This is a genomic window from Colwellia sp. KS18-150, assembly GCF_057551365.1.
In genome coordinates this window covers 18,924-42,935 of the sequence record NZ_BAAJMC010000021.1, presented here as the reverse complement: position 1 = coordinate 42,935, position 24,012 = coordinate 18,924, and the positions used below count along the sequence as shown (strand labels likewise).

Below are 24,012 nucleotides of genomic sequence, written 5' to 3'. Positions count from 1 at the left end.
TTACGTAAACTTCCTGTAAGGTTACTTTATTATTAATATTTAAGAAAAGCTCATGTCTACAAAAGTGAATCAAGCAAATTACTCAATTGGCGACTTATCAAAAGAGTTTGATATTACAACTCGCAGTATCAGATTTTATGAAGATCAAGGGTTGTTAGCGCCTACTCGCAAGGGGCAAACGCGTATTTACAATCAACGAGATAAAGTTAGGCTAAAACTAATTTTACGTGGTAAACGCTTAGGGTTTTCACTCGCTGAAACAGGTCGTTTATTTGAACTTTATGATGCAGATAAATCCAGTGCTAAACAATTGTCTAGCATGATGGAGTTGATTGCTCTTAAAAAAGATGATTTGAAACAACAGCTTGATGATATCAATGCGGTATTGATTGAGCTCAACGCATTAGAAGACAACTGTCAGAGTATTTTGACATCGTTAACCAAATAACAAACTGCACTGTTAGTTGCATACTTAGTAAGGAAAAAACATGATTTCTGCATTTAGCTCACTTAACTTTAACCTAGGTGAAACTGTTGACATGATTCGCACCCAAGTTAATGCTTTCTCACGTGATGAAATAGCTCCTCGTGCTGAACAAATTGATATAGATAATGAATTCCCTAATGATTTATGGCGTAAATTTGGCGACATGGGCTTACTAGGTATGACTGTAGAAGAAGAATACGGTGGCTCAGGTTTAGGTTACCTTGAGCATATCGTTGCGATGCAAGAAATTAGTCGAGCTTCTGCTTCTGTAGGGTTAAGTTACGGCGCCATGTCAAACCTGTGTTTAAACCAACTTCGTAAAAATGGCTCTCATGAGCAAAAGTTAAAATACTTACCTAAACTATGTACTGGTGAACATGTTGGTGCATTAGCCATGAGTGAGCCTAATGCAGGCTCAGATGTTGTCAGTATGAAACTTTCAGCTAAAAAAGTGGGTGATAAATATATTCTTAATGGCAATAAAATGTGGATCACGAATGGTCCTGATGCCGATGTTTATGTCATTTATGCAAAAACTGATATCAATGCTGGCTCAAAAGGTATTACCGCTTTTATCGTTGAACGTGATTACCCTGGTTTCTCTCGACATCAAAAACTCGATAAGTTAGGTATGCGTGGCTCAAACACTTGTGAACTAGTATTCCAAGACTGTGAAGTGCCAGCTGAAAATATCTTAGGCCAAGAAGGTAAAGGTGTGCGTGTTTTAATGTCAGGTTTAGATTATGAACGCGTGGTTCTATCTGGCGGCTCTTTAGGCATTATGGATGCTTGTATGGACTTGGTTGTGCCTTATGTACATGACCGTAAACAATTTGGGCAATCTATCGGTGAATTCCAACTTGTACAAGGGAAAGTTGCTGATATGTATACCCAAATGAATGCAGCTAAATCCTATGCCTATATGGTTGCAGCGGCCTGTGATCGTGGTGAAACAACCCGTAAAGATTCTGCCGCAGTTATTTTATATGCCGCAGAATTAGCAACTAAAATGGCTTTAGATACCATACAGTTACTTGGCGGAAATGGCTATATCAATGAATTCCCAGCTGGGCGTTTATTACGCGATGCTAAATTGTATGAAATTGGCGCTGGTACTTCTGAAATTCGAAGAATGTTAATAGGTCGTGAGTTGTTCAACGAATCTAAGTAAACAGTTATTTTATTGCTAGTTAGCCCAACTACGTCGTTAAAAATACTCATGACTAACGTCAACTCCGTGTTTTTGCCTAGTAGTAAAACTAACTAGCTGCAACCTAAGCTGTTACTTATTTCATTTTAATGAAAACAAAAGGTTTTTATCGTGGCAAAAATAGTCAGTAAAATAAACATCCGCAGCCAAGATTTTTTAGACAATGCGGCACACATGAAAACACAAGTTGATGACTTACGTACAAAGCTTGCTGATATTAAACTCGGTGGCGGTGAACGTTCTAGAGAGCGTCACCTTAGTCGCGGTAAATTATTACCAAGAGATCGAGTGAATGCACTTTTAGATGATGGCTCCGCATTCATGGAGTTCTCACAATTAGCGGCGTATAAAGTTTACCAAGATAATGTTCCAAGTGCCGGAATTATTACTGGGATTGGTCGTGTTTCAGGGCAAGAATGTGTGATTGTAGCGAATGATGCAACCGTAAAAGGTGGTACTTACTACCCATTAACCGTTAAAAAACACCTTAGAGCACAAACTATCGCCCAAGAAAATAACTTACCTTGCATCTATTTAGTGGATTCTGGTGGGGCAAACTTACCGAACCAAGATGATGTTTTTCCAGATAAAGAGCATTTTGGTCGTATCTTCTTTAATCAAGCTAATATGTCAGCTAATAACATTCCACAAATTGCTGTGGTGATGGGTTCCTGTACAGCTGGTGGTGCATACGTTCCGGCGATGGCCGATGAATCAATTATTGTCAAAGAACAAGGCACTATTTTCTTAGCAGGCCCTCCACTAGTGAAGGCAGCTACAGGTGAAATAGTCAGTGCAGAAGATCTCGGTGGTGCAGATGTGCATTGTCGAACTTCAGGAGTTACAGATCATTACGCTCAAAATGATAACCATGCGCTTGAAATCGCCCGCTCGGCAGTTAAAAATTTAAATAGAGTAAAATCTATCGATATAAATATTCAGCAAGTTAAAGAGCCTGAATATTCAATATCCGATATCTACGGCATCATTCCTAAAGATACACGCCAACCTTTCGACGTTAGAGAAATTATTGCTCGTATTGTTGATGGTAGTGAATTTGATGAATTTAAAGCTCTATATGGTAATACCCTGGTATGTGGCTTCGCCAATATTTTTGGCTATCCAGTTGGAATTATTGCAAATAATGGTGTTCTATTTGGCGAGTCTGCTGAAAAAGGAACTCATTTTATTCAGCTATGCGGTCAACGTAAAATTCCTCTGATCTTTTTACAAAACATAACTGGCTTTATGGTGGGCAAACAGTATGAATCTGGCGGCATAGCAAAGCATGGCGCTAAAATGGTAACGGCGGTTGCCACCGCTCAAGTGCCTAAATTTACTATTTTAATTGGCGGTAGCTTCGGCGCAGGTAATTACGGTATGTGTGGTCGAGCTTACGACCCACGCTTCTTATTTATGTGGCCAAATGCTCGTATCTCTGTAATGGGTGGCGAACAAGCAGCAGGTGTTATGGCACAAGTAACTCGAGATAAAAAAGAAAAGCTCGGAGAAACTTGGAGTGAAGATGAAGAGCAAGAATTCAAACAACCTATCATCGACAACTATGAGCATCAGGGTCACCCATATTATGCCTCTGCTCGCTTATGGGACGACGGTATAATTGATCCTGCAGACACAAGGCAAGTACTTGGATTAGCTATTTCAGCATCACTCAATAAAGAAATTAAAGACACCAAGTTTGGTATTTTTAGAATGTAAATACCTTCGCGACTATAGGTAAAATATGAACAATAATGATGAAAAAGTATTGTTTGAGGTAAACGAGCAAGGTGTTGCAACGGTTACTTTAAACAATCCTGAAAAGCATAATGCTTTTGATGACAATATCATCAATCAGTTAACAAATATCTTTAGCGATATTACTAATAACGATGACATCAGCATTATGATCCTAGCATCCAATGGTAAAAACTTTAGCGCAGGTGCTGACTTAGCCTGGATGAAGCGGATGGCCAGTTATTCCTATGAAGATAATTTAACTGATGCCAATGCGTTAGCTCAAATGTTAAAAGTACTTAACTTTATGCCACAAACCACGATTGCCAAGGTACAAGGGGCTGCGTTTGGCGGTGCTGTCGGCTTAGCCAGTTGTTGTGACATTGTTATTGCCAGCAACAAAGCCAGCTTTTGTTTAAGTGAAGTGAAATTAGGGTTAATACCGGCAACTATCAGTCCTTACGTTATCAATGCTATTGGATTGAAAGCGAGCCGTCGGTATTTTCAAACGGCTGAACGTTTTTTTGCTGACAAGGCTCAATTACTTGGCTTGGTGGATGAAATATGCGAAACAGACAAACTAACCGATGAAGTCAATTTAATGGTAACAAAGCTGCTTGCAAATGGTAACCAAGCAAGAAGACAAGCTAAAAAGCTTAGCCAAGACATCGCCTTTCAATCTATTGATGAAAACTTACTAAAAGATACCAGCGAACGTATAGCATCAATTAGGGTTTCAGTTGAAGGGCAAGAAGGTTTAAGCGCCTTTTTTGAGAAGCGCACGCCAAACTGGCAAAAATAAAAGTATTAACGGTACTTATTGAAGGAAACAAATATGTTCAATAAAATTTTAATTGCCAATCGTGGTGAAATTGCCTGTCGAATAATAAAAACAGCTAAAAAAATGGGCGTACTGACTGTTGCCATATATTCAGATGCTGATAAAGATGCTCTGCATGTTCATATGGCTGATGAAGCGATATATATCGGCCCTTCCCCTTCAAGAGAAAGTTACCTGCTAGGAGATAAAGTTATCGCAGCTGCCATAAAAACTGGCGCTCAAGCGATACATCCGGGCTATGGTTTTTTATCTGAAAATGCTAACTTTTGCCGTGAGTGTGCCAAGCAAAATATAACCTTTATTGGTCCGCCAGTTGCTGCAATTGAAGCGATGGGCTCTAAATCTGCTGCTAAAAACATTATGGAAAAAGCCAATGTGCCTTTAGTTCCTGGCTACCATGGAGATGACCAATCAAGTGCAGTAATTAAACAAGCAGCCGATGACATGGGTTACCCTGTATTACTAAAAGCCACTGCTGGCGGCGGCGGTAAAGGAATGCGTCAAGTATGGAGCGAAGATGAGTTTGAAGAAGGTTTTGCGGCTGCTAAGCGCGAAGCACTGTCATCTTTTGGTGACGATACAATGCTGGTTGAAAAATACTTAACACAACCTCGTCATGTTGAAATTCAAGTGTTTTGTGATAATCATCAAAACGCAGTATATCTATTCGAGCGTGACTGCTCAGTACAACGTCGTCATCAAAAAGTTATCGAAGAAGCACCTGCTTTTGGCATGAGTGAAGAATTGCGCGAAAAAATGGGTAAGTCGGCAATAAAATCTGCTCAAGCTATCGGTTACCAAGGAGCTGGCACAGTTGAGTTTTTACTTGATGTAGATGGCTCGTTCTATTTCATGGAAATGAATACTCGTTTACAAGTAGAACACCCTGTAACGGAAATGATCAGTGGTCAAGATTTAGTTGAATGGCAGTTACGAGTCGCTGCTGGAGAGATCTTACCAAAAACACAATCGCAACTAGTACTCAATGGCCATGCTTTTGAAGCACGCATTTACGCAGAAGATGCCAACAATAACTTTTTACCTGCAACAGGTAAGCTATGTTTATTAAAAACACCGGTAGAAAGCGATAACGTACGTATTGATACTGGCGTCCGCCAAGGCGATGAAGTTAGTGTTTTTTACGATCCCATGATTGCTAAACTCATCGTTTGGGATGAAAATCGTGATAAAGCGTTAAAGCGTTTAAGTAAAGCCTTGAGCGAATATCGTATTAACGGTGTCACTACCAATATCGATTTTCTCTACAATTTAGCCACTTCAAAACCCTTTATCACTGAAGACATAGATACAGGCTTTATAGAAAAAAATCATACTTTAATCTTCCATGATACCAAGCAAGAGCTAATAAGCGAATTACCTATTGCAGCTATATTTCTTGTTTTATCAAATGAAGAGCAAGCACAAAAAGATGCGCTTCAAAGTAACGACCCACACTCCCCTTGGCACCAAACCAGTGCTTGGCGATTAAATGAAGCTCAAGTTCATAACCTAGTGCTGGCACATAGCGACATTGAATATAAAGTTAACGTAGAGCAAAAGCGACAAGGTAGTGATGCATTTTACTTAATTAATATTGATGGTCAGCAATTTGATTGCCAAGGTAGCTTAAATGGTGATGCCATGGTTATCAATATCAATGGTCACCGAAGTCAAGCAACCATCAGTAAAGATGATAATGTTATCAGTTTATATCGCAGTAATGGTGTTTTCAATTTTACTCATATTTTGCCAGATTGTGGTCAACAAGATGGTGATGAAAGTCATGGCGGATTAACAGCACCTATGAATGGCACTATGGTAAGTGTTTTAGTAAAAGCTGGTGCAAAGGTAGAGAAAGATCAAGCGTTAGTCATTATGGAGGCCATGAAGATGGAGCATACTATTAAAGCACCTAGCGATGGTTGTGTTGATGAAATATTCTTCCAGTCAGGTGATATGGTAGATGGCGGCTCTGCTTTATTGGCATTTACGCCATCAGAAAAGGGTTAATCCTATGACGTTTTTAAACACCTCTCATGTAAATAAGGTAAAAATAGTCGAAGTTGGTCCCAGAGATGGGCTACAAAATGAAGCCACACCAATTAGTGCCAATGATAAAATCACATTGATTGAGATGCTCAGTGATGCTGGCCTTAGCTATATTGAAAGTGGTAGTTTTGTCTCCCCCAAATGGGTACCACAAATGGCTACTTCTGCTGAGATATTTGAAAAGCTCAATCGCACTGAAGGAATAACTTACGCCGCCTTAACGCCAAATATGAGAGGGTTTGAAGGAGCAATGGCAGTAAATGCCGATGAGGTCGCCATCTTTGGCGCAGCATCTGAAAGTTTTAGTCAAAAAAATATCAACTGCTCTATTGAAGAAAGCCTTGAGCGTTTCATGCCTATTATGACGGCGGCGAAAAAAGCGAATATCAAAGTACGAGGTTACGTTTCATGTACATTAGGCTGCCCTTATGAAGGTGACATTGCGCCTGAGCAAGTAGCAAAAGTTGCTAATAAACTCTATCAAATGGGCTGCTATGAAATATCACTGGGCGATACTATTGGTGTTGGTACCCCAGCTGATGTTATTAAAATGATACAAGCCGTTAACAACCATGTTCCGCTAGATAAGCTCGCTGTACATTTTCATGATACCTACGGGCAAGCGCTAACCAATATTTATGCCGCATTACAATTAGGTGTGACAGTCGTCGATAGTGCTATTGCTGGCTTAGGTGGCTGCCCTTATGCTAAAGGTGCATCTGGCAATGTCGCTACTGAAGATGTGGTTTATATGCTCAATGGTTTAGGTATTGAACATGATATAAATTTTGAAAAGCTGCTCCAAGCAGGTTGGTTCATTAGTGAAAAGTTAGGCAAAGCTCCTATCTCTAAAGTATCAAATGCTTTTTTAGCTAAAAACTCGAATAACTAATTACCACAGATTATAAAATATTCATTTAGGAGAAGATAATGGCAGGGTTTGACAAAGTAGTCACAAGCTACGAAGAAGCCATGGCTGGATTAACCGATGGCATGACAGTTATCGCCGGCGGTTTTGGCTTATGCGGTATTCCTGAAAACTTAATTGCAGAAATTAAGCGCAAAGGTACTAAAGGTTTAACATTAGTGTCGAATAATTGCGGTGTCGATGACTTTGGATTGGGTATTTTATTACCTGACCGCCAGATCAAGAAAATTATCGCCTCTTATGTTGGAGAAAATGCTGAGTTTGAACGTCAAATGATGGCTAATGAACTTGAAGTAGAATTAACCCCTCAAGGCACATTAGCTGAAAAAATGCGTGCTGGTGGTGCAGGTATTCCTGCTTTTTTCACTGCCACTGGCTTTGGTACTCCAGTAGCTCAAGGTAAAGAAGAGCGACAATTTAATGGCCGTGATTATATTCTTGAAGAATCTATTGTCGGTGATTTTGCCATCGTAAAAGCATGGAAGGCCGACCGATACGGTAATTTAGTTTTTAGAAAAACAGCGCGTAATTTTAATCCTTTGGCGGCAACCGCAGGAAAAGTCACAGTCGTTGAAGTAGAAGAAATTGTTGAACCTGGCGAATTAGATCCTGATCAAATCCACACTCCAGGTATTTACGTTAATCGTTTAATTCAAGGAAGTTTTGAAAAACGTATCGAGCAACGTACTATTCGTTCATCTGAGCAAGAGGATTAACACATGGCTTTATCAAGAGAACAAATCGCTCAGCGAGTAGCACAAGAGCTACAAGATGGCTTCTATGTAAACCTTGGCATAGGTATTCCTACTTTAGTCGCCAATTATGTTCCTGAAAATATGGAAGTAATGCTTCAATCAGAAAACGGCTTACTTGGCATGGGGCAGTTCCCCACTGAAGAAGAAATTGATGCCGACTTAATCAATGCCGGAAAACAAACGGTAACTATGGCCACTGGCGCATCAGTGTTCGATTCGGCTGAATCATTTGCCATGATCCGTGGTGGTCATGTTGATTTAACCGTTTTAGGCGCATTCGAAGTCGATGTTAATGGTAATATTGCCTCTTATATGATCCCCGGAAAGTTAATCAAAGGCATGGGCGGTGCAATGGACTTAGTGGCTGGCGCTGATAATATTATTGTAACCATGACTCACGCGTCAAAACATGGTGTATCTAAATTATTAAGTAACTGTTCATTACCACTTACCGGTAAAGGCTGCATCAAAAGAGTATTAACAGACTTAGCTTTTATTGAAATTAAAGCGGGTAAATTCCATTTATTAGAGCGTGCACCGGGTGTTTCTGTTGAAGATATAATTAAGTTAACTGAAGGTGAATTAGTTGTTAAAGGTGATATACCTGAGATGAAATTCTAATAATCCAGTAATATTTCGACTGTATTTATCGTAAAAGAAACAGTTAGTTATAAATACAGTTGCAATTCGTTACAGTTTTAGCGATACTTAATCTTGACAAAGAAAAGGCAAAATACGCGAAAACGTATTACGCAAAACCACCGGCCTAAGGAATTTTCTAATACTGGAAAATTTACGGCAGCGGAGTCACCTCGTTAATAGGTACATCCCGTGGTTTTTTCTTTTAATAATCCATTTATATAAAAGGTTACTAAAATGAAAAAATTATTAATAGCTTCTACCATCACTGTTTTAACATTAACGTCTGTTGTATCGACGCCTCAGGCACAAGCTGCGAACATTGCTCAAAGCATATGTGAGTATGTGGCTGCCGATGACAAGAAACGCATGCGTTCATTTTTAAAGACGAATAAATTAAAAATTCGTCGTATCTTCGACGGTATTCAGTGTAATGGTAAAAACTTATTAGAGTTTGCATCAACAAGCGGCTCAGTAGCTACAGGTTCTTTGATGATTTCAAAATTACCAAAGAAAGTTGTTTCTGCTAATTTAGCTGCGTTGCAAACTGGATCGCAACCATTGATTGATGCTGCAAACGCTCGCGTTAGCAGCTAATAAATTATTTTCAATAGGCATACGCTTAACATCATTCCTACCTTTTAGGTAAGAACAGTGAAAAGTAGAAAGTTAATTGTTAATAATTCTATGTCATTTTAAAAAGCCAACTTTTATAGTTGGCTTTTTTTTATTTAAAAATGACAGTTATTCTCATGCTCCTACTTTATTACTCAATGATTCACTATATATCTAAGCTACGGCTTCATTTCAAGAAAATATAGAATTAATAATATACGGCTACTGACACTTTGCATTAATACCTATTGATTATTAATTCCCCACTTCCTATTCGTCTCTTTATCGTTAAAGCATCACCGTATTTACTATGTAAAACCAATAAAATTGATTAATTATCTTTAACGACTAAAGTTAAAGATAAATAATCATGTTATTTATTACTGTAACTATTTATTAACAACTGTTAATAAATCATAATGCGCGCCTTTATAGAACTTCAAACGACAGTGAGAATAAATGTCTAATCTTAGTATTAAAATAAAGTATTCAATCCCATTATTTATTGCACTAATGGCTCTGCTATTTACCATGGTAGCAAATAGGTTACTAACAAATACTCTAGAACAAAACGCAAGTGTATTTCCCAATCTTTTTATGCCTGCAATTAGTGAAGTACTTAATGCTGACCGAGACTTATACCAAGCACGTGTAGCAGAGATTGAATTCGTAAATAATCCTACAATCAACCAATCAAATTTAGATGATTTTACTGAAAATGCGAAACAAGCAAAAGATCGCTTTAATCAATACAGAAAGTTAATGCAACATCACCCCGATGTACTCAGTCAATTAAATGAGTTCGACAAACTATATGAAGATTGGTCAAACAATGTTTTGCTAGTCATTTCTACTCGTAAAAAAGGTGATATTCAAAACGCTACTTTATTGATGAATGAAAACTCAGCGCGATCTTTTTCCTCTTTAAGAAAACTCTATAACCTAGCCGGTGAAAGTGCTTTTGAAAAGGCAAAAAAACTACAAAATGATATTGAGAGCACCAATGACAGTGCTAAATGGGTAACCTTACTAGTCACAATTGCCATTACTATATTTACTGTGGTTGTTGCTTATTATAGCCAAAAGATGCTGTTAACTAGATTAGCTGAAATTAAAACTGGCATTGAGGATATAACCTCTGGAGGAGGAGATTTAACTAACAAAATAGTTATTAATCATAAAGATGAAATTAGTGATCTCGCTATTGCATTTAACTCTTTTGTAGATAACTTAAAAGAACTAATTATTACGGTAAGAAATGATGTGGTATTACTCGATTCAAGTAGTGTCCATTTAATTCAATCTGCTGAGAAAGGTCACGCTGTTGCAGAAAAACAAAATACTGCGTCAGAAATGATTGTGAGCGCTGTTCATGAAATGAGTATGTCGACAAAGGAGTTAGCCAATATTGCTTTAAAAACAGCGGATGAAACCAAAGGTGCAATGGAAAAATCTCAAGAAGGCGTAGAAAAAATTGGAGAATCTGTTGTTCAAATTGAACAACTATATTCTACGATTGAAGGAGCTTCTGCCGGTACCAATAGACTATCTGAAGATTCTACTAATATCTCAAGTGTACTTGATGTTATAAGAGGTATAGCAGAACAAACGAATCTTCTCGCCCTTAATGCTGCAATTGAGGCTGCTCGAGCTGGAGAACAAGGTAGAGGCTTTGCTGTCGTTGCAGATGAAGTAAGAAATCTAGCTCAGAAAACTCAAGAATCAACGGATAGTATCCAAAAAATGATTGAATCATTACAAACAGGAGTTCAAGAAGTAGTTGACCAAATAGGTGATGGTTTTAAAAAAGTAACTAATACTGTATCTCTATCAAAAGAAACAGAAAACTCACTAACTCAAATCTTAACTAGCGTCACAACGGTAAGTGATATGTCAATACAAACGGCAACTGCTACAGAGCAACAAACCGCAGTAACTGATGACATTAACCGAAATTTACATCATTTAAATGAACAAATAATTACCACCACCGAGATTGCTGCTGATACTAATGAAGCATCCTCTCAAGTAAAAGACTTAGCTAACAGTATCAATGAGGGAGTTGGCCGATTTAAAGTTATTTAAACTCCATTTTTGCAATAGCTTATTTTCTATCAGTAAGCTATTGCTCAAATGACCATGCAACAGCATTAATGATTAATACAACAATTTACCAAAACAACAGGGGAAGTTATTTAAGTAATGAAAACCTATAAAACTAACAAACCTCAAATTGATAAATAACAGTTTTGGCATAATTATCATTTACCTGCAATACACTCTCGGGAAAATGCTTAATATTGACTGCATTGGTATAGTTTTGTGCTTCTAAGCATATTCCTTGATAAGGCGTAAATTCATCAGATAAATAATAACCGGTATAGAATTGCACCGACTCTTGATTGGTAAACAAGGTCATTTTAACTTCATTATTTTTAGACGTTAATATCGCACTTGGCTCACCTAAATCAACATTATCAAGGGCATAACAATGATCGAAACCATTCATCGCTTTAAGCGCTGCATCAGTAATGTTTTTCTGTTTATGACCTATATTAGCCATTTTTTTAAAATCAAAATCGGTATCAGCAACAGGGAGTAACTCCCCACTTGGTAGCGCATTTGATTTACGCTCGAGTATCTTTGAAGCATTTATTTGTACATCTAATAACTCACCGCTCTTCTCACCTAGGGTAAAGTAAGCATGGTTGGTTAAATTAATCGGCGTGGCTTCATCTGTCGTTGCTTGATAGTTAATAACGATTTGATTGTCATTTGTTAACTGGTATTGAACTACAACCTCAAGATTCCCGGGAAAGCCTTGATCTAAATGTTTAGAAGATAATGCTAACGTGACGCTTGATGCCGTGGCCTCTTTAACCTGCCAATAACGAAACGAGAAGTTATCGACGCCGCCATGCAAGCAATTTTCACCTTCATTTGGCGTAATTGAATATCTCTTCCCTTCTATTTCAAAGGCAGAGTTTTCAATACGATTACATACTCGACCGCAGGTAGCTCCTAAATAAAAAGCATCTGTTAAATACTCTGCTGCACTTTTATAACCTACAAGCATCTCAGTCAACTCCCCTTTTACAGGAAATAGAACCGATTTAATACGAGCGCCAAAATTTAAAATTTCGACAGACATACCATTTTTGTTTGTTAACGTAACAGATGCTAATTTATTCATTTATACCTTTCTCTTAATAGCCATTTGGATTTTCTGATTGCCAACGCCATGTATCAACCATCATGTCTTTAAGGTTTTTGGTTGGAGTCCATTTAAGTTCACTGCGTGCTTTATCACTGTTCGCCCAAAACGCTGGCAAATCGCCATTTCGTCTAGGTGCTATTTCAAAAGCAATTTTTTGCCCAGAATATTGCTCAAAGCCCTTAACAATGTCAAGTACTGATAATGGCTCACCAGTTCCTAAATTGAAGGCTTCGCAACAACCTTCTTCTTGTTTAAACAACCAGTTCAATGCATCAAGATGACCTACAGCCAAATCGGTAACATGAATATAATCTCGTAAGCAGGTACCATCCTTAGTTGGATAATCATTGCCAAAAATAGATAGTTTATCACGCTTACCTACCGCAACTTGTGCTACGAACGGCATTAAATTATTTGGAATGCCATTTGGATCTTCACCAATGTGTCCGCTAATATCGGCGCCAATAGGGTTAAAATACCTAAGGTTCGCAATTTTTATCAAACTATCGCTTACAGATAAATCCATTAAAATCTGCTCAACCATGGCTTTTGTTTTGCCATAAGGACTAGTTGGATTGCCCAAGGGTTGTGTTTCAATATAAGGCGGTTCATTTGTTTCGCCATAAACTGTTGCTGATGAGCTAAATACTAACTTATCCGTATTAAAAGCTTTCATCACTTCGACTAATGTTAATGTGCCTTCAACATTATTTTGATAATAAGCTAGTGGTTTTTGAACTGACTCACCTACTGCTTTTAATCCGGCGAAATGTATTACCGCACTAATGCTTTCTTGGCTAAAAATATCGCTAAGGGCATCTTTATCTCGAATGTCCGCTTCAACAAAAGTCACTGACTTTCCAGCCAGTTTCTCTACACGATTTAAAGACTCTTGTGATGAGTTGATTAAGTTATCAACCACCACAACTTCGTAGTTATTTTCTAACAAAGCTAAGACAGTATGACTGCCAATATACCCTGCGCCACCAGTTACTAAAATTTTACTCATTTTAACTCTCCTCGTTTTATAAAAGCGACACGCCTTTTACCGGTTGGCTAATATAAACAGATTCTTTTAATCCTGTGTTAGCTTCATATTTACGCTCAACAGTAGTTATCACATCATTCACTAAATTATCAGGTACTAAGGAAACGACACAGCCACCAAAACCACCACCAGTCATACGCACACCGCCCTTATCAGCCAACACATCGGCAATGATTTCAACAAGAAAGTCAATTTTTGCTGTGGTAATTTCAAATAGCGACTTCATCGACTCATGGCTGCCTGCCATTAAACGACTAATAGCAGCAATATCGCTATTATTGAATGCTGCCATAGCATCTAAAGTACGTTGGTTTTCATAAATAATATGCTCGGCACGTTTTGCTACGACTTCGTCTAATTGTTGCTTTTTACTTTCAAACTGTTCAATTGAGACATCACGTAAATGGCTTACGCCAAAAAACTCTGCAGCAGCTTCACATTGCTGACGACGAACATTATATTCACTGTCAACTAAGCCTCGTTTAACGTTTGAGTTAAACATTAATATCGTCATGCCATCAGGAATAGAAACATCAGTTAAAGAAAGGCTTCGACAATCGATACCTAATGCCATTTGCTCTTTACCACAAGCAGAGATTAATTGATCCATAATGCCGCATGCACAACCGACAAAGTTATTCTCAGCAGCTTGGCTAATTAGGGCGATATCTTGTTTAGCAATATTTAATGAGCATAATTGATCAAAGGCATAGGCAACCCCCACTTCTAATGCAGCAGAAGAGCTTAAACCTGCACCTTGAGGCACATTACCCGTAATGGCAAGATTGCAGCCTTTCAAAGTGTGGTTTCGCTTTTGTAACTCTGATACAACACCACGCACATAGTTAGCCCACATTTTATTTTCTACAAACTCAAGAGGCTCATTTAACGAGAACTGGTCCATTTCATCGCTATAATCCAAAGCAATTACGTTAACAATGTCGTCTTCCCTTGGCGATACCGCTATTAAGGTGGCGTAATCAATGGCACAAGGTAGTACAAAGCCATCATTATAATCAGTATGTTCACCAATTAAATTGACTCGCCCAGGCGCTTTCACTACAAAGTTTGGTGTTTGAGAAAAGGCTTGTTCAAAGCCGTCATTTACTTTTTTAACTAAATCCATAATTTAACCTTACTTCTTTGATTGCTTTGAGTAATGCACGTTAGATAAAGCCGCAAGCCTTTCTGCAGCTTGTTCAGCGGTTAAATCACGTTGTGCTTCCGCCATCATTTCATAACCTACCATGAACTTTTTCACGGTGGCAGATCTTAATAATGGCGGGAAGAAATGTGCATGTAATTGCCATTCACCATGCTCTTCTCCATCATACGGAGCACCATGCCAGCCCATAGAATACGGGAATGAACACTGAAATAGGTTGTCATACTTGGCCGTTATTTTTCTCAAAATGTCAGCTAAAGACTTTTTTTGTTTACTATCTAGCTCACTCATGCGCGCGACTGAAAACTTAGGTAATAAAAGAGTTTCAAACGGCCATGCTGCCCAAAAAGGCACACACACTAACCAGTCTTCATTTTCTACAACAACGCGAGTTTGCTCTTTCTCTTCTCGTTTAACATAATCGAGTAACAAGTTTGAGTTATGCTCTTTTTGGTATTCGCTAAAACTAACTTGCTTCTTTTCAACCAAGGTTGGCAGTTGATTTTGAGCCCAAATTTGACCATGAGGGTGTGGATTAGAGCACCCCATTACGGAGCCTTTATTTTCGAACACTTGCACCCAGTTATATTTCTCGCCAAGTTCAATACTTTGCTGCTGCCAAGTATCTACAACCCCAGACACTTCATCTAATGACAACTCAGGAATTGAGCGACCATGATCAGGTGAAAAGCAAATAACACGACTTTCGCCCTGCTCTGCTTTTAATTTAAATAGCGGATCATTTTGTTCAAAATCTGGTGTTTGCTCATTAAGTGCAGCAAAATCATTTGTAAAAACGAAAGTGCCTGTATAGTCAGGATTCACTTCGCCATTGATACGAGTGTTACCTTTACATAAAAAACAGCTTTCATCGTAATCTGGCTTTTCACTTATATCTGCGGCTTCTTCCTGCCCTTGCCAAGGTCTTTTAGCGCGGTGAGGAGAAACTAAAACCCATTCTTGGGTCAATGGGTTATAACGACGGTGTGGATGTTCAGTTGGATCAAAATCAATCATGGCACTTCAGCTCACTTTAAGTTAATGAGAAAGACATAACAAAAGGGTAAACGTTTACCCTTTTTATTGCAAGTTAATTTTTATTACAAATATAAAGCTTGATTACACTAAGGTTTATAATGCACAATCAGCAATCAATAAAAGCTAAACGTTTACCTATGACTACAATTAAGGACATCGCCAGGGTTGCTAATGTTTCTGTGGCAACCGTATCCCGAGTAATGAACAATGGACCAAAAGTTGGCATAAAAACTCGCCAAAGGGTTCAGTCTATTATGAATGAATTAGGCTATACCCCTAATGAAAATGCTCGAGCCTTAGTGACTAATACTAGTACAACTATTGGTGTTATCATTCCTGATGTTTCAGATCCCTTCTTTGCTGCCCTCGCCCATGGCGTAAATAATATTGCTAAGCTAAAGAATATGCAGTTACTAATCAGTACCAGTGACATTGGTGCTGAATCTGAAAAGCAAGCGATACAACTATTAAAAGAAAGGCAATGCCGCTCTATTATTATCCACAGTAAAAAAATTCCAGATGATGAATTAAAAGCTTTATGTGAAGAAATCCCTGGTTTGATTTTAATTAACCGTCACCTTAATGGCTATGACCACCGTTGTATTTGGTTGGATAATGAAGAAGGGGGAAAAATTGCTGCTCGCCACCTTATGTCATTACACCATAAAGATATCGCTTGTATTAGCAGCCGATATGAAATTGAAGATCCTATGCTTCGTTTAAAAGGCTTTGTCGATGAATTAACCGCTCAGCAATTAGCGATTGAAAACGAACTTCTCGTGTATTGTGAGCCAAACCAAGCGGGAGGTGAGGAAGCAGCACAAAAATTAATTTCATCAGGTAAACGTTTTACCGCTATTTTTGCCTATAACGATGCAATGGCTATTGGCGCTATATCAACGTTAGAAGATAATGGCTTTCGGGTTCCAAGAGATGTGTCCATTATCGGCTTTGATGATGTACTGTTATCACAATACTCTCGCCCGAAGCTAACGACTCTGTCTTACCCGATAATACAAATGGCCGAAGATGCTGCTATGCTTTCATTACAGCTATTAACTGATGAGACATCTGTCGATAATGATAATAAATTTTTGCCTAGGTTAATTCGAAGAGAGTCGAGTATTGAAGCTTAATATGAGTTAAAACTTCTTTTTCTACCTTAGGTTTTTGAAAAATGCTTAGTATAAGTCTATTTTAAAAGGTAGGAAGGTTCAATTTGTGCTATTTAACGGATAGTGAAATTAGGGATAAGCGATAATAATTGTTAACCAATAATGGGACGTTAAATGTATAGTTTTAAAAGTCACCTATTTACCTTAGCATTACTCTTCTTTACCGCAACTGCCTCAGGCAATAACACCATTTATAAAATCGTCATCAGTGCCGCAAGTTATGATATTGATGATTATAATCTTTGGCTTAATAATAGGCCTTGCTCTGAAATAACCAACTATCAACATCCATTAGCAAACCGAGCCACCATTGAGAACTTAATATTGTGTAAAGCGCTATATTATGGGGGAATAGAAACCGAAATTAGTTATAAATACCTACCAAATTATTCTAGGAGTTTGCGTGAAGCACAAAAAGGTAATATCACCTTCGCTTCCGATACAGTCTGGGTAACTCACATAGATAGCAAGGAAAGTTATCAATCAATCCCTATCTTTGATAACTATACTTTTGAAAAAGGTTTTTATGTTTTACCTCACCTAAAAAGTGAAATAGAAAGCGCCCTTAAAGGAAACATGCAAAACGCCATTAAGATATTACAAAAATACAAAGTGGTTTCTTCTAAACTATGGGAAATAGACTGGCAAGCCTTACAAGTATTACAGCTGCCAACCATTAGCACAGCTAAAGCTGAACATATGTGTTCCATGATGAAATATCAACGTGCTGACATCTATTTAGGCGAGTTGGTTATGCGTGGAAATAAAGAGCTTTCATTAAACTGTAATGGCACTCTTTTAGTACCTATTCATGGTATTAAGATAGCCTTTAAAGAATCAAGACACTTTGTACTCGCTAAAGCTTATCCAAACAGTGAAGTTATATTTAACGCCTTACAAATTGGTTTAAAAAAAATGGCAAGCTCTAAAGAGCTAGACAAAGCTCTTTTTCCTTTTGAAGAAAATAAGAGCTTAGTAAACCAGTGGAAAAACCTATTACCTATGACTAACGAAGAATAATAGTCTTATTAATCGACTCACTTGTTACTACCCGCTTAACGCCATCACTCCACACTACATTTATCATGGCTAGTTCATCACATACGCCCAAGCCAAAATGAAGGATACGATTATAACTTGATGAGTAGGCGGCACCTGTAGCGCCTACGCGTTGCTGCTGGCTATTATCACAAGACTTAACTGTAACTAAGGCCCCTAAGGAGTTAGGTTTATTACTGATTAAATTAATATTTATATAATTATTTTCATTTTTGCTATTATTTTCAAATAAATGCCACTTTCCTCGCTCATTACCAATAACAATATCTATATCACCATCAAGATCATAATCGAGTGAATTAATCGCTAAACCAAATGCACCAAGATCTGTCGAAACTACGCCATGACTGAGCACTTTTTCAAAAGTTCTTTGTCCATTTAAGCCCTGACGATTAAGCAAGACAGTAGCATGATTCTCAAAAACCATTTTACCACGCTCAGAGATAATGATGTCGTTAAAACCATCATTATCTATATCTGCTGTTGTCACAGCATTACTGTGATTTGTTTGCTTCAATCCAACAGTCTTTGAAACGTCAACAAATTTACCTTTTTGATTTTCTAGCAAGGTGTTCATTAACCCATTTTCGTGTTTATATTCAGGGTAACTTGTAACACCAGATACAACAGCTGTCGCTTGCGAGAATATATCACCCGCAATACGCCACTTATCATTGCCGATATAACCAATATACAACCCTTTACTTGTTAATTTATCGGGAAAACCTAATGCTTCACTGCTAGCTAACGTCACTTGTCTACCGGAGTGTGTTTCACCAGGGAAAGTATATTCGTATGTAGACTCACCCACTGAAAAGGTTCGATGTGGCCATTGAGTTTGTAAATTATCAACCGCTAAAATTTCGCCGGTATTAAGGGTGAAATCGAATTTTCCACGAGTATTAAAAAAGGCCCAGTTTTTAGTGTCACTATTATAAAATGTCTCCCCTGCAATAAAGTCCTTACCTCGAGTTATGAATAAATCAAAATCACCATCATTGTCATAATCTAGCTCAACCATACCGGTAATGTTTTTGATGTTACTGGGCAAAATTTTTGTAGTCACTTCTTTGAAACTTAAATCCCCTTTGCCTTGAAATATTGACAGTGCTCCATGACCATAAATACATAAATCAACAAACCCATCTTGATCAAAATCTGTCAATAATGTTTTTTGACCATCACTTTTAATTGCTGGCAACATACTGGCAATAGTTAAAGCACCTTTACCATTATTCTCGTATATATAGTTCTCACTAGCACCATGCCTCTCTTTACTTGGATAAGCAAAGTTGAGTAAATCTAAATCGCCGTCATTATCTAAATCCACAAGCTTTAAAGTGCGACCACGCATTAGCGCTAAAGGTGGTTGAAACTCTGGTATAGCAGAGAAACTTCGATCTTTTTCTGCTCGAAAAATTTTAGCATTACGAGCATTACTACCTGATCCACCACCACGAGATACAATAACTTCAAGCTTGCCATCATAATTAATATCACCGACAGCTACGCCATGAATATCTCCCATAATCAGATCATAGGGTTTGGCATATCGTCCTTGGTTATTCCACATCACGCGAATACCGTAGCCATGTTCATTAATGATCATGTCAGGAAAACCATCTTGATCAAGATCAGCTATCACGGGTGCATCCCATTTCCGTCTATTTTTTTCTTCTCGATTAAAGTGCTCCCTTGCTTGTGTAAACTCGACCAGAGCTGAAGTATCGTATTCTTTGGCATAAACAGTGTTAGCTTGCAGCAGATATATAGCCAAATTGAAAAGTGAAAATATAAAAAATTTCATAAGTATTATTAAAAGCCTGTATTATTAGTCTGTAATTAAGAAGTGCTAATCTATTGTTCTACAATGGTTAATCTAGCTTTATCACCATCAACTTGGCCGTAAATTTTTTTACCATTTGATGATTTAAATGATGGTACTAAGGAATAATAATGGCCATTCTCTAACGAATTACTTGCTGGCAGATCAGATATATCAAGACTAAAGCTCACTTGACCACCATATTTATTTTCATCTTCAACAACACTAACATCTGTAACCGTTTTAAGCGTTCGAACATAACCTAATTGATTTTTTTCAATAATCTTCAGCGTCAGCCCTTGTTGATTATCTAAAACCACATAATTATTACTACCACCATGATAATGAACAGTGATATCAAGGTTATCGCTACCGATTCCAGCATTAGTGTTACCAATCACCTTTGTTAATTGAACATCGCTACTTTCAAGCCATACTGAGGGCTCAGCATGCCATACTTTCACATAGTCAATTTGCATAGTGGCATTTTCAGGAAAGCCCTTTGCAGTGATATTGGCAGGGTTTGGATCTGCTCGCTGACACTTAGCATTGAATTTTATAAACTGCCTTCTTAAGCCCATTGAAAAAATCACATGCATAGGCCTGTGCCAATATAAGTTTTCTTTAGAGCCAATGAGTTTACCGTCAACATACCAAAATATTTTATCTTTCCTGTTCTCAACAGCGTAAGTATGAAAACCAGCAGAAGGATCAAAGGATGCCTCATAACGGATTAACTGCTCTTGTGGAAATGCTTTAGGTCGTCGCCAGAAGGTTTTACCATTTTCCCCAACAATCCTAGTGTGGAGATTATGATCCATCACATAAATACCATCAGCATCATCAAATTTTGGACCGTGCCAATCAGCTTGTTGCAGCTCAACTATATCTATTTCACTATAATCAACAGAGCCAGCAACACCTCTGTCAGCATACGGATGCCCTGTACTATAAAGCCAAAAAGCAGGGCTAAGACCAGGAAATAGCTTTACTCCTTTCATTCTTGCCTCATAGTAACCGTACACACCTTTTGCTTTAGTTTGTACTGCGCCAGACTTGTAATACAGCTCTCTATCAACCGTTTTTCCTTTTAAGCAAACATCGGTAAAAGGACGAGTGTGGGTTTCTTGTGTTGCCTTAATGTTTAACTTACCGTCGGCAACAAAGGCATTATTATCCGAAAACGTCCACGCCCCAACATTTAGTTGTTTAGGGGCATTATCCCACTTGCGTTCATCAAGTTTGTTTTGCTCAAAGTTATCAGAGCGATTACCTTTTAATTTCCATCTAACTTGGCCTTCTTCTGTACTTAATGGTCTATCCGCAAACGTAGGAATGCTATAGGTAACAGCAAAAATGACGCTAAAGAGTCTGATTTTATCCATTAACTTAATAAACCTTTTTGGAATGAGATTGATTGATTCATATTTTTAATAATCTTTGTTTTATGACGATAGAGCACACTTACCAACACAAATATCAGCAGATAAATAGCCGCTCCGCCGCCACTAGTTTTTGCCTGTTCTTGGCCTTCACTTTGCTCTGGTATATCAACATTAGTTACTGTCAATACTGTGTTTGCTGATACTAAGCCCTGAGAATTACTTACCTGAATATTAGCCGTACCTTCATTGATAGCCGTCACCTTCCCACTCGTATCAACGGTGGCGACGCTTTCATTATCAGATGACCAAAGTAACGTTCTATTGCTGGCATTGTTTGGGGTTATTATCGCGCTAAGTGTTTTGATTTCTCCCTTTGTCAACCCAAGCTCAGCACTGGACAAATCAATATTGGTAATATCAATGACGGTATCCTCAACATTTTCGCTATCAATTGATAGCAGTAAAACATCCATTGGTAACATAGAAACTAAAGCGGTGGCCTCTTCTCCCGTTATGACATTTAAAACACTGGTGGGACTGCCAGCACGAGTAGTTAAACTGACCTTTACAGTGTCTTGCCTAGTATTGATTAATGACACAATCGTTCGCCCAGTTTCGTCATTATATTGAGAGGAAAACACGCCATAAGCTGTGCGGTTTTGTTCGTTTTTAGATTCAACTAAAATTGTTTGTACCGGTTTTCGCTCAGCCAGAGCTATGGCTAAATCATCCGCCATTGAGAGTATGTCTGAATAGACTAAAGAGCTTATTAAACTCAAACTTGAATTAAGCGCCCTAGCAGCCCCTAACTCATTTTTAGTAAAGTTATTCGCGCTGTTAAACATCACAACACTTCCACCCGAACTAGAAAACTGATTAAGTGATGCTAAGTCTTCATCTGAAATAAATTGGGTCGGTGAAATAACTAACGTTTGTGTGGCTTTGTTGACTTTATTTAACTCACTCGGGGTAGTGAAGCCTATCGCTACATCTTGCAGTTTAAGCGCCTCATAGACATCGGCTAATCTTTGGGTATAGCTTGGGTCTTGTATCGCGGCATCTTTATTGTAATACAACACAAATGGACGCTCTTTAGGGATAAGAGCAGCTATTTTATTCCCATGTGCATTTAACTCTTTTAGTGCTCTTCCGTATGCATCTAGCTGAATAGGTTGAGTAACGCTAGTCCCGATAAAATCAGCACGGGGGTCTATTGAGCCATCAGGTTTACGGTTCCACACCCAAGAAGTTAAGGAGCCAAGACCATGTGTGGCGCCATGCCACAAGGTGCTTCTAACATACGCTGCAGACATATGAAAGTCACGCCACCTTGCGCCTGATAAACCATGCCATTCAGAGTCATAAAAGTGCTTATCTGGCACAATTGATTTATTAAAATCTAACATCATGGCTTGAGCGCGCCATTCAAGACTATAACGCTCTCGCCAGTTTTGCTCATGACGTAAATCCCACTGTGCTGCTAATGAGCTAGTTTGATTATCTGAGCCAGGCATATCGACTAATTTAGCAATTGCTTCAAAATCTAACCCCTCATCTTGATAAGGCGTCATGATTGAACGCTCTCCCATCACTTTAATATGAGTTTTTGCGTTAGGATCGACTCGGTGGACACTATCATGTAAATAAGTAAACCAATCATTCACCCGCTCCATATTAAATTTATGCCAATCATACCAAGGTGCAGTCCCTTGATAACTCAAAGATAAAGGGATGGTGTAAGTTTCTTTTACTTGTGAAAATGAAGTAAAACTTGTGCTGTACTCTTCATTTAACTGGCCTATGGTTTGATATTTTTCTTCAAGCCATAAGGTGTATTTATCTAAGGTATAATCGGATACCCCACGGTGAGCATTAACACCGTCTTCTCGAATAGCAAAAGTAGGTTCATTGGCAATCATATGAACATTTTCTGTATCGCCTAATACTTCAATACCGGTAGATAATTGCTCTGCAAACAAGGTTTCGAACCAGTCTTTCACATTAGGGTTATCAATATCATAATCGGTAAATAAACGTGATCCCTGAGCGAAAGCTTGTGGATATTTTTCTCTTATCCAATTATACGAAGGCACAATATGCCCCCAAAAAAACTGCATAGGGCTTCGAGAGCTAAGTTTTTGCTCAGCAATACTGTTCAGAAAATTACCATGTCGCCACGAATTTAATGTGCTTTCATTTGCTAAGTCTTGTACTGAATAATAGACTTCCCCGCCATAACCAAATGCTTCATTAATGTCTGGATTGTTTGGCTGCCAAAAAAACTTACCGGCGATAATTTTTTTACCATTAATTTCATAATCACTACCATTAAGTATCACCTTCCCCTCTTTAAAATTAGGCGGCGTAGCTAGGACGATTTCTCCGTCGATTTGCCGTTGTAATTGCATAATAGCAGCATCAGCTACCTCAATACTGTCAGCAAGTTCATCAAAAGGTAATCCTTCTGGCCCCACAGGGTCAAACTGACTAAAATAAACTGCATCATACATAGCTTTAACTTGAGCATTGTTAGCTTTATCCCAAGGGGCAAAAGAGTCTTTGAATAATTTAATGGTTACTTGTGACACTTGTGCATAATCGACATTAAGACCTAGGGCTTTCGCCTGAGCAACTTTACCGTCTAATAGCTGACTTTTTGCCATGACATCGGCTTGTAATTGCGTAAATGTTTCCTCGTCTGTGTTACCACTATAGATGCCGGCATAAAGCGATGATGTAACAAATATCGCGGCAACCAGCACAAATTTAATTAGTAAAGTAAGTTTCATTTTTATATTTCTTTTTTGTTTTTGTTTTTGTTTTTGTTTTTGTTTTTGTT

Annotated in this window: 19 protein-coding genes and 1 riboswitch; of the genes, 12 read left to right on the top strand and 7 right to left on the bottom strand. The window is 38.2% G+C overall.

Going from position 1 to position 24,012, the window contains the following annotated elements; translation table 11 throughout:
* The first annotated feature begins 52 nt into the window (after positions 1–52).
* The 10 genes from AC27IF_RS17305 to AC27IF_RS17260 all read left to right on the top strand — a co-directional run bounded on the left by AC27IF_RS17305 (position 53) and on the right by AC27IF_RS17260 (position 11,346).
* A complete protein-coding gene (locus tag AC27IF_RS17305; RefSeq protein ID WP_487055597.1) occupies positions 53–448 on the top strand; it encodes a MerR family transcriptional regulator in 396 nt (131 codons plus the stop codon).
* A gap of 40 nt (positions 449–488) precedes the next feature.
* Positions 489–1,658: an isovaleryl-CoA dehydrogenase gene (locus AC27IF_RS17300; protein ID WP_487055596.1), complete on the top strand. Its 1,170-nt coding sequence runs from the start codon at positions 489–491 to the stop codon at positions 1,656–1,658.
* 150 nt (positions 1,659–1,808) lie between these two features.
* A complete protein-coding gene (locus tag AC27IF_RS17295; RefSeq protein WP_487055595.1) occupies positions 1,809–3,416 on the top strand; it encodes a carboxyl transferase domain-containing protein in 1,608 nt (535 codons plus the stop codon).
* Between the two features lie 25 nt (positions 3,417–3,441).
* Entirely contained in the window at positions 3,442–4,236 is a 795-nt protein-coding gene (locus tag AC27IF_RS17290; protein WP_487055594.1) for an enoyl-CoA hydratase/isomerase family protein, read from the top strand.
* Positions 4,237–4,269: 33 nt separating this feature from the next.
* Positions 4,270–6,285: an acetyl/propionyl/methylcrotonyl-CoA carboxylase subunit alpha gene (locus AC27IF_RS17285; protein WP_487055593.1), complete on the top strand. Its 2,016-nt coding sequence runs from the start codon at positions 4,270–4,272 to the stop codon at positions 6,283–6,285.
* A gap of 4 nt (positions 6,286–6,289) precedes the next feature.
* A complete protein-coding gene (locus tag AC27IF_RS17280; RefSeq protein WP_487055592.1) occupies positions 6,290–7,216 on the top strand; it encodes a hydroxymethylglutaryl-CoA lyase in 927 nt (308 codons plus the stop codon).
* A 38-nt stretch (positions 7,217–7,254) separates the two neighbouring features.
* Positions 7,255–7,968: a CoA transferase subunit A gene (locus AC27IF_RS17275; RefSeq protein WP_487055591.1), complete on the top strand. Its 714-nt coding sequence runs from the start codon at positions 7,255–7,257 to the stop codon at positions 7,966–7,968.
* A gap of 3 nt (positions 7,969–7,971) precedes the next feature.
* Positions 7,972–8,628: a 3-oxoacid CoA-transferase subunit B gene (locus AC27IF_RS17270; RefSeq protein WP_487055590.1), complete on the top strand. Its 657-nt coding sequence runs from the start codon at positions 7,972–7,974 to the stop codon at positions 8,626–8,628.
* Between the two features lie 96 nt (positions 8,629–8,724).
* Positions 8,725–8,822: riboswitch (cyclic di-GMP riboswitch) on the top strand.
* A gap of 61 nt (positions 8,823–8,883) precedes the next feature.
* Entirely contained in the window at positions 8,884–9,243 is a 360-nt protein-coding gene (locus tag AC27IF_RS17265) for a DUF3718 domain-containing protein (protein ID WP_487055589.1), read from the top strand.
* Positions 9,244–9,720: 477 nt separating this feature from the next.
* Positions 9,721–11,346, top strand: coding sequence for a methyl-accepting chemotaxis protein (locus AC27IF_RS17260; protein WP_487055588.1), 1,626 nt, complete (start codon positions 9,721–9,723; stop codon positions 11,344–11,346).
* Between the two features lie 133 nt (positions 11,347–11,479).
* Here the strand turns inward: AC27IF_RS17260 and AC27IF_RS17255 are convergent, their stop codons facing one another.
* Genes AC27IF_RS17255 through AC27IF_RS17240 form a run of 4 tightly spaced genes read right to left on the bottom strand, consistent with a single transcriptional unit; the run spans position 11,480 to position 15,708 of the window.
* Positions 11,480–12,454, bottom strand: a complete 975-nt coding sequence (locus AC27IF_RS17255; RefSeq protein WP_487055587.1) for an aldose epimerase family protein — start codon at positions 12,452–12,454, stop codon at positions 11,480–11,482.
* Positions 12,455–12,467: 13 nt separating this feature from the next.
* Positions 12,468–13,487, bottom strand: coding sequence for a UDP-glucose 4-epimerase GalE (gene galE / locus AC27IF_RS17250; protein WP_487055586.1), 1,020 nt, complete (start codon positions 13,485–13,487; stop codon positions 12,468–12,470).
* A gap of 16 nt (positions 13,488–13,503) precedes the next feature.
* Positions 13,504–14,652, bottom strand: coding sequence for a galactokinase (galK, locus tag AC27IF_RS17245; protein ID WP_487055585.1), 1,149 nt, complete (start codon positions 14,650–14,652; stop codon positions 13,504–13,506).
* 9 nt (positions 14,653–14,661) lie between these two features.
* A complete protein-coding gene (locus tag AC27IF_RS17240) occupies positions 14,662–15,708 on the bottom strand; it encodes a UDP-glucose--hexose-1-phosphate uridylyltransferase (protein ID WP_487055584.1) in 1,047 nt (348 codons plus the stop codon).
* A 119-nt stretch (positions 15,709–15,827) separates the two neighbouring features.
* Between AC27IF_RS17240 and AC27IF_RS17235 the strand changes: the two genes are divergently transcribed.
* Positions 15,828–16,865: a LacI family DNA-binding transcriptional regulator gene (locus AC27IF_RS17235; protein ID WP_487055583.1), complete on the top strand. Its 1,038-nt coding sequence runs from the start codon at positions 15,828–15,830 to the stop codon at positions 16,863–16,865.
* Between the two features lie 153 nt (positions 16,866–17,018).
* A complete protein-coding gene (locus tag AC27IF_RS17230) occupies positions 17,019–17,924 on the top strand; it encodes a hypothetical protein (RefSeq protein WP_487055582.1) in 906 nt (301 codons plus the stop codon).
* On the opposite strand, the gene AC27IF_RS17225 is transcribed toward AC27IF_RS17230, so the two are convergent.
* Genes AC27IF_RS17225 through AC27IF_RS17215 form a run of 3 tightly spaced genes read right to left on the bottom strand, consistent with a single transcriptional unit; the run spans position 17,911 to position 23,962 of the window.
* Positions 17,911–19,770 carry a CRTAC1 family protein gene (locus tag AC27IF_RS17225; protein WP_487055581.1) on the bottom strand — a complete coding sequence of 620 codons (1,860 nt, stop codon included), beginning with the start codon at positions 19,768–19,770 and terminating at the stop codon, positions 17,911–17,913. The two genes, AC27IF_RS17230 and AC27IF_RS17225, sit on opposite strands and share 14 nt — an antisense overlap.
* Before the next feature lie 50 nt (positions 19,771–19,820).
* On the bottom strand, positions 19,821–21,173 hold the full coding sequence (locus AC27IF_RS17220) for a family 16 glycosylhydrolase (protein WP_487055580.1): 1,353 nt from the start codon (positions 21,171–21,173) through the stop codon (positions 19,821–19,823).
* Complete coding sequence (locus AC27IF_RS17215; RefSeq protein ID WP_487055579.1) at positions 21,173–23,962, bottom strand: Ig-like domain-containing protein; 2,790 nt, start codon at positions 23,960–23,962, stop codon at positions 21,173–21,175. The genes AC27IF_RS17220 and AC27IF_RS17215 overlap by 1 nt, the downstream gene beginning before the upstream one ends.
* Positions 23,963–24,012: the final 50 nt, after the last annotated feature.